This is a genomic window from Kocuria sp. CPCC 205263 (assembly GCF_040981075.1).
GTDB lineage: Bacteria > Actinomycetota > Actinomycetes > Actinomycetales > Micrococcaceae > Kocuria > Kocuria rosea.
In genome coordinates this window covers 44,587-60,839 of sequence record NZ_JAVKPV010000008.1, presented here as the reverse complement: position 1 = coordinate 60,839, position 16,253 = coordinate 44,587, and the positions used below count along the sequence as shown (strand labels likewise).

Annotated in this window: 13 protein-coding genes; 6 read left to right on the top strand and 7 right to left on the bottom strand. The window is 74.9% G+C overall.

What is annotated here, in order from left to right; genetic code table 11:
- Nucleotides 1-88 precede the first annotated feature (88 nt).
- Nucleotides 89-1,120 (top strand): GAF domain-containing protein, encoded by a 1,032-nt coding sequence (locus RF647_RS13755; protein ID WP_368812202.1) that lies wholly within the window; start codon nucleotides 89-91, stop codon nucleotides 1,118-1,120.
- 181 nt (nucleotides 1,121-1,301) lie between these two features.
- Here RF647_RS13755 and RF647_RS13750 read toward each other — a convergent pair whose 3' ends face one another.
- From RF647_RS13750 to RF647_RS13740, 3 genes are all read right to left on the bottom strand, one after another.
- Entirely contained in the window at nucleotides 1,302-1,712 is a 411-nt protein-coding gene (locus RF647_RS13750; RefSeq protein ID WP_368812201.1) for a VOC family protein, read from the bottom strand.
- A 132-nt stretch (nucleotides 1,713-1,844) separates the two neighbouring features.
- A complete protein-coding gene (locus RF647_RS13745) occupies nucleotides 1,845-2,483 on the bottom strand; it encodes an HD domain-containing protein (protein ID WP_109244153.1) in 639 nt (212 codons plus the stop codon).
- A gap of 82 nt (nucleotides 2,484-2,565) precedes the next feature.
- Nucleotides 2,566-3,219 carry a maleylpyruvate isomerase family mycothiol-dependent enzyme gene (locus tag RF647_RS13740; protein ID WP_368812279.1) on the bottom strand — a complete coding sequence of 218 codons (654 nt, stop codon included), beginning with the start codon at nucleotides 3,217-3,219 and terminating at the stop codon, nucleotides 2,566-2,568.
- A gap of 106 nt (nucleotides 3,220-3,325) precedes the next feature.
- Between RF647_RS13740 and RF647_RS13735 the strand changes: the two genes are divergently transcribed.
- The gene (locus RF647_RS13735; protein WP_368812200.1) at nucleotides 3,326-4,465 is read left to right on the top strand and encodes an exonuclease SbcCD subunit D; all 1,140 of its coding nucleotides are present in this window, start codon (nucleotides 3,326-3,328) and stop codon (nucleotides 4,463-4,465) included.
- Nucleotides 4,462-7,098 carry an AAA family ATPase gene (locus tag RF647_RS13730; RefSeq protein ID WP_368812199.1) on the top strand — a complete coding sequence of 879 codons (2,637 nt, stop codon included), beginning with the start codon at nucleotides 4,462-4,464 and terminating at the stop codon, nucleotides 7,096-7,098. Before RF647_RS13735 ends, RF647_RS13730 begins: the two co-directional genes overlap by 4 nt.
- A gap of 13 nt (nucleotides 7,099-7,111) precedes the next feature.
- Here the strand turns inward: RF647_RS13730 and RF647_RS13725 are convergent, their stop codons facing one another.
- Nucleotides 7,112-7,681 (bottom strand): dihydrofolate reductase family protein, encoded by a 570-nt coding sequence (locus tag RF647_RS13725; protein ID WP_368812198.1) that lies wholly within the window; start codon nucleotides 7,679-7,681, stop codon nucleotides 7,112-7,114.
- A 164-nt stretch (nucleotides 7,682-7,845) separates the two neighbouring features.
- Here RF647_RS13725 and RF647_RS13720 point away from each other — a divergent pair, with 164 nt between their 5' ends.
- Nucleotides 7,846-8,394: a hypothetical protein gene (locus RF647_RS13720; protein ID WP_368812197.1), complete on the top strand. Its 549-nt coding sequence runs from the start codon at nucleotides 7,846-7,848 to the stop codon at nucleotides 8,392-8,394.
- On the opposite strand, the gene RF647_RS13715 is transcribed toward RF647_RS13720, so the two are convergent.
- The gene (locus RF647_RS13715) at nucleotides 8,389-9,606 is read right to left on the bottom strand and encodes an MFS transporter (RefSeq protein WP_368812196.1); all 1,218 of its coding nucleotides are present in this window, start codon (nucleotides 9,604-9,606) and stop codon (nucleotides 8,389-8,391) included. The genes RF647_RS13720 and RF647_RS13715 overlap by 6 nt on opposite strands.
- Before the next feature lie 173 nt (nucleotides 9,607-9,779).
- On the bottom strand, nucleotides 9,780-10,451 hold the full coding sequence (locus RF647_RS13710; protein ID WP_368812195.1) for a DNA alkylation repair protein: 672 nt from the start codon (nucleotides 10,449-10,451) through the stop codon (nucleotides 9,780-9,782).
- A gap of 261 nt (nucleotides 10,452-10,712) precedes the next feature.
- Between RF647_RS13710 and RF647_RS13705 the strand changes: the two genes are divergently transcribed.
- The gene (locus RF647_RS13705; RefSeq protein ID WP_368812194.1) at nucleotides 10,713-12,062 is read left to right on the top strand and encodes an alkaline phosphatase PhoX; all 1,350 of its coding nucleotides are present in this window, start codon (nucleotides 10,713-10,715) and stop codon (nucleotides 12,060-12,062) included.
- A gap of 69 nt (nucleotides 12,063-12,131) precedes the next feature.
- On the opposite strand, the gene RF647_RS13700 is transcribed toward RF647_RS13705, so the two are convergent.
- Nucleotides 12,132-15,077: a BTAD domain-containing putative transcriptional regulator gene (locus RF647_RS13700; RefSeq protein ID WP_368812193.1), complete on the bottom strand. Its 2,946-nt coding sequence runs from the start codon at nucleotides 15,075-15,077 to the stop codon at nucleotides 12,132-12,134.
- Nucleotides 15,078-15,172: 95 nt separating this feature from the next.
- Between RF647_RS13700 and RF647_RS13695 the strand changes: the two genes are divergently transcribed.
- Nucleotides 15,173-16,228: a methyltransferase domain-containing protein gene (locus tag RF647_RS13695; RefSeq protein ID WP_368812192.1), complete on the top strand. Its 1,056-nt coding sequence runs from the start codon at nucleotides 15,173-15,175 to the stop codon at nucleotides 16,226-16,228.
- The last annotated feature ends 25 nt before the right edge of the window (nucleotides 16,229-16,253 follow it).

Below are 16,253 nucleotides of genomic sequence, written 5' to 3'. Positions count from 1 at the left end.
GACGGAGGAGCGCGCTGTGGACAGCTGCGGATCGGCGAGGACACCGGAACGGGTGCGTTCGGCGTGGGAGCGGTGCGCCGCCCGGGGCATGTCCCGCGACCTGGACGGCCCACGGGAGGTGCTCCCGGACCACGAGGTCGAGCAGCTGCGCGCACTCTCCCCGCTGGGGTCGCACGTCGACGTCGTCGCCGATCTCCTGGGCGTCGTCCGTGACGCCGCCGAGGCCAGGGTCGCCGTCCTCACGGGCCCCGACGGCACCGTGCTGTGGCGGCGCGGGGGACGTTCGCCGCTGGGACGCGCCGACGGGCTCGGCTTCGTCGAGGGCGCCGGCTGGGACGAGCACGGCGTGGGCACCAACGCGATCGCCCAGGCGCTGCGCAGCGGGGCCGCGGAGGAGCTGCGGGGCACGGAGCACTTCGCCCGGTCCCACAGCGCCTGGGACTGCACGTCCGCCCCGGTGCGCCACCCGGGCAGCGGGGAGGTGCTCGGCGTCATCGACCTGTCCGGGCCGCGGGGCACCGCCACCCCGGACACCAGGGCACTGGTCCGCTCGGCCGCGCGCGTCGTCGAGACGCTGCTCGCCGCCCAGACGGCCTCACGACACCCCGCTGGCACGACCGGCACGCCGTCCCTGGAGCTGCGCCTGCTCGCCGAGCCGGCCGCGGCCCGAGTGCGCGGCGGGGACTGGTTCCCCCTGCCGACGCGGTCGGCGGAGATCCTCGCGCTGCTCAGCCTGCGCGAGCGCGGGTGGAGCGCCGAGGAGATGGCCTACGAGCTCTACGGCGAGCACGGCACCCCCGGCACGGTCCGCACGGAGATCCACCGGGTCCGCCGCCGGCTCGGGGCGGTGATCACCACCGGCCCCTACCGCTTCGCCGACCCGGCCGCCGTCACCAGCGACGTCCTGCAGCTGCGGACCGCTCTCGAGCAGGGCGAGGTGACCCGGGCCCTGAACATCTACCGGCAGCCGCTGCTGCGGTCCTCGGACCTGCTCACCATCGAGGAGTGGCGCTCCGAGCTGGACCGGGAGACCGCCGAGGCCGTGCGGCGCAGCGGCGACGCCCGGATCGAGACCCGCTGGTCCCACACCGAGATGGGCCACGCCTACCGGCGCGGATGAGCCGGGGCGGGGGCACGACGGCGCCAGGCGGACCGGCCGGATGCCGGCGCTCCCCCGCACCGTTCACGACCCCTGTGAACGTCGGTGAATCCTGTGAATCCGGTGAATCCCGCTCCGGGACGGGGCTCCCGCCTCAGCCTTCCGGCCGCGGTGCGTCCGGGCTCTTCGTCCGGACCGCGCCTCATTCCCGGGTCCCCACGATCGGGTCCGCCCACACGATGTTCCACCGGTGGCCGTCCGGGTCGGCGAACACCCGGTGGCTCGTGTAGCTGTCATCCTTCCGGTGCCCCGCGGTGGCGCCGGCGGCGACCGCCCGCTCAACCAGGGCGTCGACCTCCTCGGGGATGTCGACGAGCAGGGCGAAGCTGCCGCTCACCGTGCGGCGGGGGTCGGCGAGCTCCTGGTCCTCGCCGATCGCCTGCTGCATGAACCGCCGCTCGACGAGCGTGACCCCGAAGTCCTCCCCGAGATCCAGGATCAGGCTGCGACCCTCGGCCATGCCGGGGGCCGTCCGCCAGCCCAGGGCCTGGTAGAAGGACCGCGAACGCTCCAGGTCGGCGACGGGGATGTGGGGGAAGAACTTGTACGCCACGGGAACTCCTGGAGCTTCGGCGGGCCGGGACTCCATGCTCCTCCCGGCTCGGGGACGGCACAACGGTGTGAACGCCCCGTTGCGGGCCCGCAGGCCCCGGGGCCCCGCCGGGCTGCGGAGACCCCGCGGTGCTCACTCGGGCCAGGCGTTCTCCCGGATGATGCGCACGAAGTCCTCCCGGTGGAAGTCGGGGTCGAAGTGGGCGAGCACGTCGTCGTTCATGGTGCCGAAGGTGGTCTCGGGCCGGTCGGCCATGCCGTCGTAGAACGCGCGGAGGATCTTGTTCTTGAAGTCCGGGCGGGGGTGCGCGGCGACGACCTCGGCGCGGTGCTCCTCGGAGATCTGGTCCAGGTCCAGGCCCAGCACGTCGGTCTCGACGCCGAGGGTGACCACGGCGACCTCGGGCTCCAGGTGCAGCGGGATGGCCGGCGTGGTGTGCAGGGCGATCGCCAGCCACACGTTGCGCGCCTCCTCGGCGGAGCGGCCGTGGTCGCGCAGGAACGCCTGCGCCGCCGCGGCTCCGTCGATCTCGAAGCGCTGGTCCTGGGTGCGGTACTCGTCGGTGAGGCCGAGGTCGTGGAACATCGCCCCCACGTAGGCGAGCTCCGGGTCCACCTCGAGCCCGCGCGCTGCGGACTTGAGCATGCCGAAGAGGAAGACCCTGCGGGAGTGGTTGAACAGGCTCTCGTCGGCGGCCCGCCGGACCAGCTCGGTGGTCTCGCGGACGAGGGCGGAGTCCGGAACGGTGATGCCGGCGATGGTCTCGGCCAAGGTGTCTCCTCTGCTCGGGTGCGTGGTGTTGTGCGGGACCGGCACGCGGCCGGTCCTCTCCTCACTCTCTCAGGCAGCTCGCTCAGGCGGGCGAGCAGCGGGACCGCAGGATCGAGATGCCCTCGCCGGTCAGGTCGTCGCAGTACGCCGCGCGGCCGGCCAGCGCCATGACGATCGCCAGCGTGGTCCCCCTGACCAGGGGCCCGGAGCCGGACTCGAACGGACCGTCGGACGCCACCAGGTGGAGGCCCTGGGCGGCGCTGCGGCTGGGCACCGCGAAGTCCTTGCCCACGTAGAACCGTGCCACCGCGGTCACGTTCCCGACCGGCGGCGTGCGCGGCAGCCCCAGCGGCCGGCGGATGTCCTGGCCGTGGACCACGACCTCCCCCAGCCACGCCGCGGTGTCCTTGGAGGGCGCCGCGGTGCTGCCGGCCACGGCCCGGAACCGCTGGAGCGTCTCGGCCGGGGTGGTGCCCCGGTGCTCCTCGAGGCGGCGCTGGTTGTGCAGGTCGAAGTCGAAGCGGGCGCCCAGCACGCTCCGGAGCCAGCGGAGCCGGCCGATGCTCGCGGCCGCGGTCAGGTGCGCGACGACGTCCTCCACGGTCCACCGCCCGCACAGGGACGGCGCCGCCCACTGCGTCTCGTCCAGGCCCGCCAGGTCCGCGGCCAGGCGTGCGCGCTCGGCGTGGACGACCGCCCACAGGTCGTTCCGGTTGCTCGGCTCCATGAGCCCCATCGAAGCACACGCCGGGGTGCCGGGGCCTCTGGTGTCCGTCAATCCCGATAGCGTGGCACTGGACCCACCTCCTGGGAGAGCACCCCCGACCGCACGAGGAGCCTCGATGACGAGCATCCGATTCCTCCACACGAGCGACTGGCAGCTCGGCATGACCCGGCACTACCTCGAGGGCGAGGCCCAGTCCCGCTACACCGGCGACCGGGTCGAGACGATCCGCCGCATCGGGGAGCTGGCCCGCGCCCGGGGATGCGCGTTCGTGGTGGTGGCCGGCGACGTCTTCGAGCACGCCAACCTCAGCCGCCGGGACGTCGGGCGCGCCCTGGACGCCATGGGCTCGGTGCGGCTGCCGGTGTACCTGCTGCCCGGCAACCACGACCCGCTCGGTCCGGGGTCGATCTACGCCCAGGACGCGTTCGTCGGCGCGAGGCCGGACAACGTCGTGCTCCTGGACGAGGTGGGCCCCTGGCCGGTCGCCGAGGGCGTCGAGCTCGTGGCCGCGCCCTGGCGCAGCAAGCGGCCCGACGCGGACCCGGTCGCCCCGGCCCTGGAAGGGCTGGAACCGGACGGGACGCTGCGCGTCGTCGTCGGCCACGGGATGCTCGATGAGCTGGACCCGGACCGCACCTCCCAGGTGACCGTGCGGCGCGCGCCCCTGGACGAGGCGCTGGTCCGTGGGGCGATCCACTACGTGGCGCTGGGCGACCGGCACATCCGCTGGCCCGAGGACGACCGCGGCGCCATCCACTACTCCGGCACCCACGAGTCCACGGGCTTCCGGGAGCACGGCCGCGGCCACGTCCTCGAGGTGGCGCTGGATGGGAGCACCGTGGACGTGACCTCCCACGAGGTGGGCCAGTGGGAGCACCGCGTCCTCCAGCGGCAGCTCGACGGCGCCGACGACGTCGGGACGCTGCGGGCCGAGCTCGCCGCCCTCACCCCGAAGGAGCGGATCATCCTCAAGACCGTCTTCACCGGCACCCTGAACCTCTCCGAGTCCGCGCTGCTGGACGGTCTGCTCGAGGAGCAGGCGGAGATCTTCGCGAGCCTCAACGCGTGGGAGCGGCACACCGACCTCGCGGTCGTCCCGGACGAGGACGAGTTCGAGAACCTCGACGTCGGCGGGTACGCCGCCGACGCCGTGACCGATCTGCGCGAACTGGCCGCCTCGGAGTCCGAGGACGCGCCCGCCGCCGGGGACGCACTCCGGCTCCTGTACCGCCTCGTGGGAGGAGCGACCCGATGAAGCTGCACCGTCTCAAGCTGGAGAACTTCCGCGGCGTGACCGCCCGTGAGGTCGAGTTCCCCGACGCCGGGGTCGTGGTGCTGACCGGCCGCAACGAGATCGGCAAGACCTCGATGATCGACGCCCTGGACGCGCTGATCGAGCTCCCGGACAGCAGCCGGCACAAGAAGATCGCCGAGGCCAAGCCCGCCGGCCGGGACGTGCCCGTCCTCGTGGAGGCGGAGTTCTCGATCGGGACCACCCGCGTGGCCTACACCAAGCAGTGGCTGAAGCGGCCGTCCACGACCCTCCGCCACGTGGGCGGGGCCGGGGACGGCCGCACGCTCACCGGCCGCGAGGCCCACGACGCCGCCGAGCAGCTGTGGGGCGGGGCCGACACCGCGCTGTGGAAGGCCCTGCGCTTCATGCAGGCCGGCGGGCTGACCCAGAACGCCCTCACCGACAGCGCGGCGCTGCGCCGGGCCCTGGAGTGCCACGCCGGCCAGGCCCAGGGCGACGACCGCGAGGTCGCCTCCCTCCTGGAGCGCGTGAGCGCCGAGTGCGACAGGTACTGGACCTCGACGCGGAAGAAGAACGCCAAGTACCTCCAGGCCGAGACCGACTGCCGTGCGGCCGGGACCGCGGCCGCGGAGGCCGCCGAGGAGCTGCGGGGCATCGCGGTGGTCGAGGAGGAGCTCGCCGAGCTCACCGAGGAGATCGCCGCCACCGGCCGGAAGCTCGGGACGGCCCGCGCGGAGAAGGCGGATTTGGACCGTGCCGCCCAGGAGATCGAGGCCGTCCAGCGGCAGCGGCAGGAGGCCCAGCGCCGCCGGGACGCCGCCCAGGGAGAGCTCGACCGCGCCCGGGAGCGCTCGGCCCGCCGCGCGGAGCTCGTGGCCGCACTGACCGCCGACGAGGAGCGCAGCGCCGCGCTCGCGGAGCACCTCCAGGCGCGCGAGCAGGAGCTCGCCCCGGTGCGCGAGCACGCCGAAGAGGCCGAGGAGCGCCGGACCGCGGCCCAGGCCGCCGTGCAGGAGGCCCGGGCGGCCCACCGCTCCGCCCGGGAGGACCGGAAGCACCTCGACGACGTCGAGCGCCACCGCCGTGTGCTCGAGATCCTGGACTCGCTCGAGGCGGTCCGGGCGCAGCTGGCCGATCTGCGGTCCCGTCCCGGCACGGAGATCGACGAGGGCGTCCTGGACGAGCTGGAGCGGGCCGAGCGGGTTGCGGAGAAGGCCGAGGCGGAGCTGGCGGCCGGCAGCGCCCGGGTGGAGCTGACCGCGTTGGGCCGCGCGCGCCCGATCACTCGCGGCGACAGCACCGAGGAGATCGCCCCGGAGGAGACGTGGTCCGTCCCGGTGACGGACGAGATCGAGGTCGAGATCCCGGGCGAGTGGCGGCTGCGAGTCTTCCCGGAGCAGGGCATCGCGGCCCGCCGGGACGCCGCCCGCACGGCCCGCGAGAGGTTCACCGCGCTGCTGGCGCGGCACGGGGTCGCATCGGTCGCCGCGGCCCGCACCGAGTGGCGTGCCGCCCAGGAGCTGGCGCAGCAGGTGCGCGAGGCCGTGGCCCAGCGCGACCGCCTGCTCGACGGCGAGGACGAGAGCCGCCTGCGCGACGACCGGGACCGCCTCGCCGCCGCGATCGAGCAGTACGGCGACCGGCGGGACGACGACGCTCCGCTGCCGGAGACCGCCGGCGCCGCCCAGGAGACGGTCGAGGCCGCCGAGGCCGCCCTCAATGACGCCGAGGACGCCGCGCTCCGTGCCGAGGCCGCCGCCCAGGCGGCCCGGTCCGCCCTGCAGTCCGCCGAGACGACGCTGCACTCCCTCCAGGGCGCCGCGCTCGAGCAGGAGCGCGGCCTCGCCGGCTCCCGGGCCCGGCTCGAGGACGCCCGCCGCGAGGCGCCGGACGAGGACCTCGACCGTGCCGTCACCGCGGCGTTCGACGCGCTGGCCACGGTCCAAGAGGAGATCGACGGGCACGAGGCGGCCCTCGCCGGCCTCGACGCCGACCGGGTGCTCGCCGACCAGCAGCACGTCGCGGACGAGATCAAGGGGCTCGATTCCCTGCTGGGCGAGCGGCGGGGCCGCCACCAGTCCCTGGCGGGCCGGCTCGAGGGCATGGGCCGGGACCGGGTCCAGCTGGCCCACGACCAGGCCGAGACGCGGCTCGAGGCCGCCGGGCGCCACCTCGCCGGGATCGAGCGGCGCGCCGAGGCCGCCCTGCTCCTGGAGCGGACGCTGCTGGAGCACCGCGAGCGCGCCCACGCCCAGTACGTCCAGCCGTTCCGCACCGAGGTGGAGCACCTCGGCAGGTCGGTCTACGGCCCGGACTTCGAGGTCCAGGTGAGCGGGTCCCTGGAGGTGGAGCAGCGCAAGCTCGACGGTGACTGGCTGCCCTTCGCCGCCCTCTCCACGGGCGCCAAGGAGCAGCTGGTGATCCTCATCCGGCTCGCCACCGCGCTGCTCGTGGACCCGGAGGACGGGGTGCCGGTGCTGCTCGACGACGCCCTGGGCCACTCCGACCCGCAGCGGCTCCGCCGGCTGGCCTCGGCCATCACCACCGCCGGGGAACGGACCCAGGTGATCGTGCTGACCTCGAACCCCGAGCGCTTCGTGAACCTGCGGGAGGCGCACCGCATTGAGATGTGAGCCGGGCCCGACCTCAGGAGGCAGATTCTGTTCCCGAGGGCGCCAGCGGGCCCACCACGTCGTAGGTCGCGCAGACGAACGCGCGGTTGCGGGCCACGTCCTTCAGCTCCAGGTCGAACCGGCGGGGGAACAGGGGGCGGCCCGCCCCGAGCGTGACCGGCGCGATGGAGACCATCAGCTGGTCCAGCAGTCCCGCCTCGGCGAACTGGGCGGCCAGGTCGCCGCCGCCGACCACCCAGATGTCCTTCCCGCCGGCGGCCTCCGCGAGGGCGGCGTGGATCGGTGCCACCTCCCCCTGGGCGAAGCGGAGGTCGGCCCCGGTGATGCCCGGCAGCTCGGCGTGGGAGACCACCCAGGTGGGCATGGCGTAGGGCCAGTCCTCGCCGGAGGCCTGCAGGTGCGCGCGGACCCACTCGTAGGTGGTGCGGCCCATCACGACCGCCCCGGTCTCGGCGATGAACTCGTCGTAGCGGAACGGGCCCTCGGGATCGGAGTCCTGCCGGAACAGCCACTCCAGGGAGTCCTGCTCGTCGGCGAGGTAGCCGTCCAGGGTGGTGGCGGTGTAGAAGACGGTGCGGGTCATCGGAGACCTCCTGTACGTCGCTGCAACCCGTCGATCGGATCGCCGGAACCGGGGGTGACTCCAGCATGGCGCAGCACCAGCCGGGCCGGAAGTCACGGGGATCCGCTGACCGCCCGCGTGAGGTGGACCACATAGAATTGTGGTCACCGACGCAAGGAGGCGGCATGAGCATCGAGGACGAGCGGCGTACCCGCGCTACCGCCCGGGCACCGCACGAGCCGAAGCCGCGCCGCCGCACCCCGCACGGCCGCGGTGCACGCGAGGCCGGCCTGGAACGGGCCCTGGACGAGGTGCGGAAGGTTGGGGTCGAGGCGAGCGAGCTGCTGCGCAGAGAGGGCCTGAAGCCGGCCAAGCTCGTGCACGTCCCCCACGGCGCCCTGTCCTACCCGCTGGTCGGCCACGCGTTCTCCCGGGTCGCGTGCGGCTACGGGTGGCACGTCATCCGCGGCCTGGTCGTCGGCACGGACGGCCGGCTGTGGACCCGCACGCCGCTCCACGACCCCACACCGCAGAAGGACCTGGACGCGTGGCGGCTGGACGTGGAGCCTCCCGGCGGGCGGGGCGAGCTGCCCCACCCCGTGCAGTACGACGGGACCTCCCTGCACACCGTGCGCCGGATCTCGGAGCACGAGTACCTGAAGGTTGACCTCATCGACCACCTCACGGACGGCTACGCGCGATTGCTCGTCCTGCACCACCGCCGGAGGTCATGAGCGGCGTGGGCGGTTCCGCAGGAGGCCGAGGAGCACGAACACGGCCAGCGCCATGACCAGGCCGGCGTAGCCGACGGCCGTGGGCACCAGACCGATCTCACCGGCGACGGCACCGGCCGCCACCGCCGGGATGCTGTGCGAGAGATAGCTGACCACGTAGATCGCCGAGAGCAGCCCCGCCCGCTCGTGCGGTGCCGCCTGCGGCAGCAGCGTGCGCAGCACCCCGAGGAAACCGGCGCCGAAGCCGACGCCGGCCACCACCGTCGCGGCGAAGTACAGCCCCACGGACCCGACGACGAGCGCGGCGATCGTGGCGGCCATGCCCACCACCAGGACGCTCATGCCCACGGCGAGCACCCGCTCCGGCGCCGTCGCGCCGAAGAGCAGGATCGCGATCCCACCGGTGCCCGTCAGCGCCGCGACCACCAGTCCGGTGAGGACCACGGAGTCCGCGCCGGTCAGGGAGCGGACCAGGTTGGGCCCCAGGGAGATGATCAGACCGCCCAGGGACCAGCACGCGGCCGTGGCGGGCAGCACCCACACCGCCGAGCGGCGCACCTGCGGCGGGAAGGAGACGCGCGGACGCAGCGAGGCCAGCGCCCCGGGAGCGCGCGCCACGGTCTCGGGGCCGAGCGCCGTGCCCACGGCCTGCAGCACGAGCAGTCCCAGCAGCACGAGGAAGATGAGGTCGATCATCTCCGGGGCGGCCGCGACGATGAGGCTCGAGGCCACCGCTCCGCCGGCCAGGCCGAGGACCGGCCCCGCCCCGGTGATCACGGTCCCCAGCCCCCGGCGCTCCTCCGGTTCGAGCTCGATGACGTAGGCGCCCAGTGCCCCGGTCGCGGTGCCCGTCGCCACGCCCTGGACCAGCCGGGCCACCACCAGGGTCGCCTCACTGTCCGCGAGCACGAACACGGCCATCGCGGCGATCTCCAGGACCAGCGCGACCAGCAGCACCGGGCGGCGCCCCAGGTGGTCGGACAGCGCCCCCACCGTGAGCAGCGCGGCGAGCAGGGACACCACGTAGGCGGCGAAGATGACGGTCAGCACGACCGGCGGGAAGCCCCACAGGTCCTGGTACAGCGGGTACAGCGGACTGGGCGCACTGGAGGCGGCCATGACCACCACCAGCACGGACGCCTGCACCCAGAACGCCGCCTTCGCGGACAGCACGGGACGACGGCGGGGCGCGGCGCCGGAGCGGAGGAACATGCAGGGCCTTTCACGGCGGGACTGGTGAGCGCGGCATGACCGCGCTCACCTCACGCTAGCCCCACCGCGGGTCCGGTGCTGCGCCTCGTCGTCGTCGGGATGCCGACCAGGAACCACCCCGTGCGGCCCCGGACGACCGCCGGAGACCACGGCACGCCCTCGAGCGCGTGCTGCTACGGAGTGTCCTGCCGGCGCACCATCTCGGCGATCCAGGCGGGCGCGAACGGCGACGTGCAGTTCGGTGGCGTCGGGTAGTCCTTGAGCACCTCCAGGCGCTCCCCGATCTCGAGGGCACGGGCCCGGTGCTCGGGGTGCTCGATCCCGATCTGCGCCAGGCAGGAGTTCATCGCCCACTGCAGGCGGTCCGGTGCGTCCTGCATCTGCGCCTCGATGACGTCGAGCAGTCCGGACAGGTCCAGGCCCTCGGGCTTCTTCGCCACGCGCTCGGTGGTCAGCGCCCAGCCGGCGCTCGCGACCGCGGGATCCGGATCGGCGAACCACGCCACGCGCAGCTCCTCGGCGTGCGGGCTCTTCTTCACCACGTAGTTCACGAACCAGTCGTGCACCTTGGGGATGCGCGCCTCACGCACCATGGCGTCCAGCTCGTCCCGCTCGAACGCCTTCGGGCGGCAGATCAGCAGCGCCAGCAGTCTCGCCGCCGTGTCACCGGTTCCCCAGAGCCGGCGCGCGAGGTCCTGCTGCGTCTTCAAGCGCTTCGCGACTGCCCGCAGCTTGGTGAGGTTCACCCCGTGGTCGTCGCCGTGCCGCTCGTTCACCGCGCGCACCCTGGGGTCCTCGAGCGCGGCCAGCTCGGCCAGCACGTCGTCCACCGTTGTCTCGGCCACCTCGGCCTCCTGTCCGTCTCGGGTGCGATCCAGCCTACGAGGGACGCGACGCCGGCGAGCGCTCCCGTCGTCGTCGGCCGTCCCGGACGTGGCGTGCGGTCCGCGAAACCGACGGGCCCGGCCGTCCCCGTTAACGAACGGGAAGGAATCCGCCACGCCCTCGACGCACGGCATTCACGGCGTGCTGGTCCGCTGTTCGGATTCCCCTGGTGGGCTCGGTCGACGGAAACACCCCCCGACCCCCGTGAGGACAGCACCGAGATGACGACAGCACAGACCCAGGCCATGACCCCGGTAGGGCGCCGCGGACTCCTCAAGGCCGGCGGGGCGATGAGCGCCGCCGCCGCCCTGTCCGCGCTGATGGGCAACACCGCGCACGCCGCCCAGGGGCGTGCGCGCGGTGACGACACGATGCAGGCGCCGGACAACGGCGGCTACGGGCCGTTGCGGCCGGCACCGGGCGGCGAGCTGCTGCTGCCGGCCGGCTTCTCCTACGTGGCCTTCGGCCACACCGGCACCCCGATGAGCGACGGCACGCCGACGCCCGGCAAGCACGACGGCATGGCCGCCTTCCAGGGTGAGAACGGCATGATCAACCTGGTGCGCAACCACGAGCAGGCCGAGGGACCGGCCTTCGGCGCCCGCAGCTACAACCCGAACGCCGCCGGCGGCACCACCAACATGGTCTTCGACCCCGCCACCATGGCGCTGGTCAGCACCTACCCGTCCCTGACCGGCACCATCCGCAACTGCGCCGGCGGCCCCACCCCGGCCGGGACGTGGCTGACCTGCGAGGAGACCTTCACCGGCCTGGACGTGGCGCATCCGCACGGCTATGTGTTCGAGGTCCCCGCGGACGCGACCGCGCCGGTGGACCCGGTGCCGCTGAAGGCGATGGGCCGGTTCACCCACGAGGCCGTCGCGATCGATCCGAGGACCGGCATCGTCTACGAGACGGAGGACCGCGGCACCTCGGGGTTCTACCGGTTCCTTCCGAACGACCGCGACCGGCTGGCCGCCGGCGGGCGGCTGCAGATGCTGGCCGTGAAGGACCAGCCCCAGTACGACACCCGCTACAGCCAGCGCGTCGGCAAGCCGCTGCCGGTCGAGTGGGTCGACATCGCGGACCCGGACCCGGACAGCACCGACACCCTGGCCGTTTTCAAGCAGGGCCACCAGCAGGGCGGCGCGGTCTTCGCCCGGCTCGAGGGCGCCTGGTACGGCGACGGCTCGATCTACATCAACTCCACCAGCGGCGGCGACGCCGGCCTCGGCCAGGTGTGGGAGTACCGCCCCCGCGGCAACTCCGGCGGCCAGCTCGTGCTGGTCTACGAGTCGACCGACCCGGAGGTGCTGCAGGCCCCGGACAACCTCTGCGTATCCCCGAACACCGGCGGCCTGGTGCTGTGCGAGGACGGCGGCGGCAAGGACCTGCTGCGCGGGGTCACCACCGAAGGCCGGATCTTCGACGTCGCGGAGCTGAACTCCCCCAACACCAGTGAGCTGGCCGGCGCCACGTTCAGCCCGGACGGCCGGATCCTGTTCTTCAACGTGCAGAGCCCCGGCATCACCTACGCCGTCACCGGCCCGTGGGAGAACGGCGCGCTGTAGGACGTCCGGGGCGCTCCGGCACCCGAAAGAACCGGAGGGACGCCGCCCGGAGGACACCGGGCGGCGCTCCTACGAGATGCCGGCCGGACCCGGGAACGGGCGCGAGCTGAGCTCCTCGGCGGCGTGCCGAGCGCGGTCGAGGACCTCGGTGCGCGGGAGCAGCCGGGCGAGCGTGGCGATCCGGTGCGCGCGCTCCGCACCGAGCCCCTCCCGCACGGTGGCCCGCAGCGCCCGGTAGCGCTCGACGTCGGGGCCGGCCAGCCCGGGGGCCGACTCGGCCGTCTCGGCGGCGGCGAGGACCAGCTCGGCCGCGTCCGGGCGCCCGGCGGCGGCGAACAGCTCGGCGAGGATCCGCAGCGTGGTCCACAGCTGGGGCCAGTGGCCGGCGCGCCGCTGGAGCTCGAGCAGCGTGCGCGCCAGCTCCAGGGCCTCCGCCGCCCGCCCGGTCCGGGTGAGCGCGGAGAGCAGCGCCACCCGGGCGACCGCCGAGACCTGCTCGGCGCGCACGCCGTCGGCCAGCTGCGCGGCCTCCCGCAGGACGTCGGCCGCCGCCTCCGGGTCGGTGGGCAGCAGCACCTCCCCGCTCGCGTAGAGGGCGAACGCGACCCGGGACGCCGCGCCGCTGCGCTCGGCCGCCCGGCGGGCCGCGGCCGCGTGCTCCTCGGCCTCCGGCCCCGCCCCGTCCGCCGCGTGCGCCAGCGCCCGCACCGCGTGGGCGTCGACCGCGTACGCGTCCGGCAGCTCGGGGATCGCCAGGACGTCCCCCCAGCAGCGCGCCGCCTCGCCCCGGTCCCCGGCATACATGGCCGCGATGCCCCGGGCCGCCAGCGCCAGGTACCGCTCGGCCGGCGTCGAGGCCGCCCGGAGCGCGCGGGCCCCGAACCGGCGCGCCCGGGCCGGCTCACCGCGCTCGTCGGCGGCGAGCGCGGCGGCCCCGAGGGCGAGGGCGGCGGCCGCGGTCCCGTCGAGACCGGGGTGCTCCCCGACCCGCAGGGCCAGCTCGGACAGCACCGGGCCCGGGACCCAGTGCACGCACAGACCGAGGGCGCCGACGGTGCGGGCGGCCGGTTCGAGGCGCCCGGTCGCGAGGGCACCGGCGACGGCGGAGGCCAGGTCCCCGCGAGCGAGCTCGAGCCCGCGCAGCGCCGCGCCGCATGCGGGACCGGCCGCCTCGCGGGCGCACCGCTCGGCGTGCCCGGCCGCCCATGCCCAGAAGGCCACGGCCGTGCCGTCGTCGGCGCGCTCGGCGGCGAAGGCCCGGATGATCCCGAGCAGCCGGTACCGCGTGGCCGCGCCGTCCTCCACGGGCAGCACCAGCGAGGCCTGGACGAGCCGTGCGAGCCCCACCCGGGCCTCGCCCAGTTCCGGGGCGACCTGCTCGACAGCGTCGAGGTCGAAGGTGCCGGTGAACGCGGACAGCCGGCCGAGCAGCGCGCGGTCGGACGGGCCGAGCAGGGCGTATGACCGGGCGACGACGGCCCGCAGCGGCCCGTGCGCTTCGTCGTCGAGCTGCAGCCCCGACCCGATCCCCTCGAGGACGGGCCGGACGCCGAGCGTGGCCGCCTGCACGGCGGCCAGTTCCAGGGCCAGTGGGAGGCCGTCGAGGCGGCGGCACAGCTCGCCGATGTCCCGCAGGACCGGCGCGGGAAGCGGGGCGGTCGGCCGGACGCGGCGCAGCCGGTCGAGGGACAGCCGCACGGAGGCGGTGAGCGCGGCCCGGTCCGGGGCGTCCGCCGGGTCCGGCAGGAGCAGCGGCGCCAGCGGGAGGACCTGCTCGGCGGGCAGCTCCAGCCGGTGCCGGCTCGTCGCCAGGACGTGGACCCGCGGCGCCGCCCGGCCCACGGCCTCGGCCAGGTCGCGGACCTCGCCGAGAACCCGCTCGCAGCCATCGAGAACGAGGACGAGCGAGGAGGCCGCGAGGTACTCGAGCACCGCCGTCCGCAGCTCCCCGGCCGCGCCCAGGCCCAGGGCCGCCGCGACGCGGGCGTCCGCCTGCGCGGGGGCGGCGTCGTCGAGCTCGACCACCACGGCCGGGCGGGCGAGCCGCCGGGACAGTTCGGGCAGGGCCTCGGCGACGAGCCGGGACTTGCCGATCCCGCCGGGACCGGTGACGCACACCAGGCGGTGCGCGCCCACGGCCCTCAGCAGCTGCTCGACGTCGTCCTCCCGCCCGACGAAGGCGTCCGCGGCCGGCCGCCAGGCGGGCGGCACCGGCGTGGCGGACGGCACCGGCCGGACCGGTGGCGCCGGCCGCGCGGGCGACGAGGACGGCCCCTCCGGCAGGTCGTGGCCGAGGATCCGCAGCTGCAGCTCCCGCAGGGCCGGTGCGGGGTCCAGGCCCAGCTCGCCGGTGAGGGTGCGGCGCAGCGCGGAGAACCGGTCGAGGGCCTCCGCCGCCCGGCCGGCGCGGTAGAGGGCGGTCATGAGCAGCCCGTGGGCCCGCTCCCGCAGCGGCTGCTCGGCGACGAGCTCCTCGAGCGCGGACACGGCGTCGTCGACGGCCCCCGCCTGCAGGGCCAGCACGGCCCGGTCCTCCACGGTCCGCAGCCGCAGCTCCTCCAGCCGCGCGGCCTCGGCCACCGCGAAGCCGCGGTCGGCGAACTCGGCGTAGGCGGGGCCGCGCCACAGCGCCAGCGCCTCGTCGAGCGTCCCGGCCGCCTGGTCCGGCGGCCATCCGGCGGCCCGGCGGCGGAGCGCCTCGAAGCGGCTGGCGTCGACCGCCCCGTCCGGCAGCGCCAGGCAGTAGCCCGCCGGCCCCGCCTGCACGGCCTCCCTACCCAGGACCGCGCGCAGCCGGGACACCACGGTGTGCACGGCACCGCGCGGCCGGGCCGGCACCGCGTCATCGCCCCACACCGCCGCGACGAGCGCGTCCACGGAGACCGGGTGCGGGGCGTGCACGATGAGCGCGGCGAGGGCCGCCCGCGGCCGCGCACCGGGCAGCGCGGCGAGCGTCCCGGCGCGCCGGACCTCGAGCGCCCCCAGGACGCCGATCTCCACCGGGTCCTGTGCCATGTCTCCCATTGTCCGCCGATGACCGCGCGATGAAAGGCGTGTGACAGGGCCAGGGAGCATCGTGGGACACGACCCGACGACGAAAGGAGCCCGTGATGACCACCACCGACGCCGAGAACCTCGTGGAGCAGCGCGCCCAGGAGTACTTCGGTCTCGTCAGCGCGGCCGCGACCACGGCGATGATCCTCGTCGGCGACCGTCTCGGCCTCTACACGGCCCTGGCCGGCGGCGGCCCGATGACGTCGGCGCAGCTGGCCGAGAGCACCGGCACGCACGAACGGTACGTCCGGGAGTGGCTGGCCCAGCAGGCCGCCGTGGGAATCCTCGGACACGACGCGGCTGACGGGACCTTCACCCTGTCCGCGGAGTGGGCCGCCGTCCTCACCGACGACGGGATGGTGGCCGCGTGCCTGCTCCCGGCGGGAATGTTCCGGGACGTCGATCCCCTGCTGGAGACCTTCCGCACGGGTGAGGGGATCGCCTGGGGGGAGCACGACCCGATGGTCTTCGAGCAGACGGAGCGCTTCTGGTCGGCGCAGTACCGGCGCAGCCTGGTGACGGAGTGGGTGCCGGCGCTCGACGGCGTCGCCGAACGGCTCGCCGCGGGGGCGACGGTCGCGGACGTGGGCACCGGCCATGGGGCGCCGCTGATCCTGCTCGCGCAGGCCTTTCCGCGTTCCCGCTTCATCGGGTTCGACCCCCACGGACCGTCGGTCGAGATCGCCCGCGCCCGCGCCGCGGCGGCCGGCGTGGCGGACCGGGTCGCTTTCGAGGTCGCCCACTGCCACGAGTACCCGGGCCACGACTACGACCTCGTGATCTTCGTCGACGCCTTCCACGACCTCGGTGACCCCGTGGGGGCGGCCGCCTACGCCCGCCGCGCCCTCGCCCCCGGCGGCTCGCTCGTGCTCGTCGAGCTCCAGGCCGGCGACGACCTCGCGGCGAACCTCGCCAACCCGGCGGCACCGCTCGGCTACGCGGCGTCCACGTTCCTGTGCACCCCGAACTCCCTGTCCCAGCCGGTGGGGCTCGCGCTCGGCGGCCAGGCGGGCGAGCCGGCGCTGCGGGACGTCCTCACCGAGGCCGGCTTCCAGGACGTGCGCCGGGTGGCGGACACCCCGTTCAACATGGTCCTCCAGGCCCGGCCCTGAGCCCCGGCTCCTGGCCGGTCGGACA

Coding starts and splice junctions, on each gene's coding strand:
- RF647_RS13755 (WP_368812202.1), top strand. CDS start 89: ATGTCCCGCGACCTGGACGGCCCACGGGAGGTGCTCCCGGACCACGAG.
- RF647_RS13740 (WP_368812279.1), bottom strand. CDS start 3,219: ATGGGGCTCATGGAGCCGAGCAACCGGAACGACCTGTGGGCGGTCGTC.
- RF647_RS13735 (WP_368812200.1), top strand. CDS start 3,326: ATGACGAGCATCCGATTCCTCCACACGAGCGACTGGCAGCTCGGCATG.
- RF647_RS13730 (WP_368812199.1), top strand. CDS start 4,462: ATGAAGCTGCACCGTCTCAAGCTGGAGAACTTCCGCGGCGTGACCGCC.
- RF647_RS13725 (WP_368812198.1), bottom strand. CDS start 7,681: ATGACCCGCACCGTCTTCTACACCGCCACCACCCTGGACGGCTACCTC.
- RF647_RS13720 (WP_368812197.1), top strand. CDS start 7,846: ATGAGCATCGAGGACGAGCGGCGTACCCGCGCTACCGCCCGGGCACCG.
- RF647_RS13715 (WP_368812196.1), bottom strand. CDS start 9,606: ATGTTCCTCCGCTCCGGCGCCGCGCCCCGCCGTCGTCCCGTGCTGTCC.
- RF647_RS13705 (WP_368812194.1), top strand. CDS start 10,713: ATGACGACAGCACAGACCCAGGCCATGACCCCGGTAGGGCGCCGCGGA.
- RF647_RS13700 (WP_368812193.1), bottom strand. CDS start 15,077: ATGGCACAGGACCCGGTGGAGATCGGCGTCCTGGGGGCGCTCGAGGTC.
- RF647_RS13695 (WP_368812192.1), top strand. CDS start 15,173: ATGACCACCACCGACGCCGAGAACCTCGTGGAGCAGCGCGCCCAGGAG.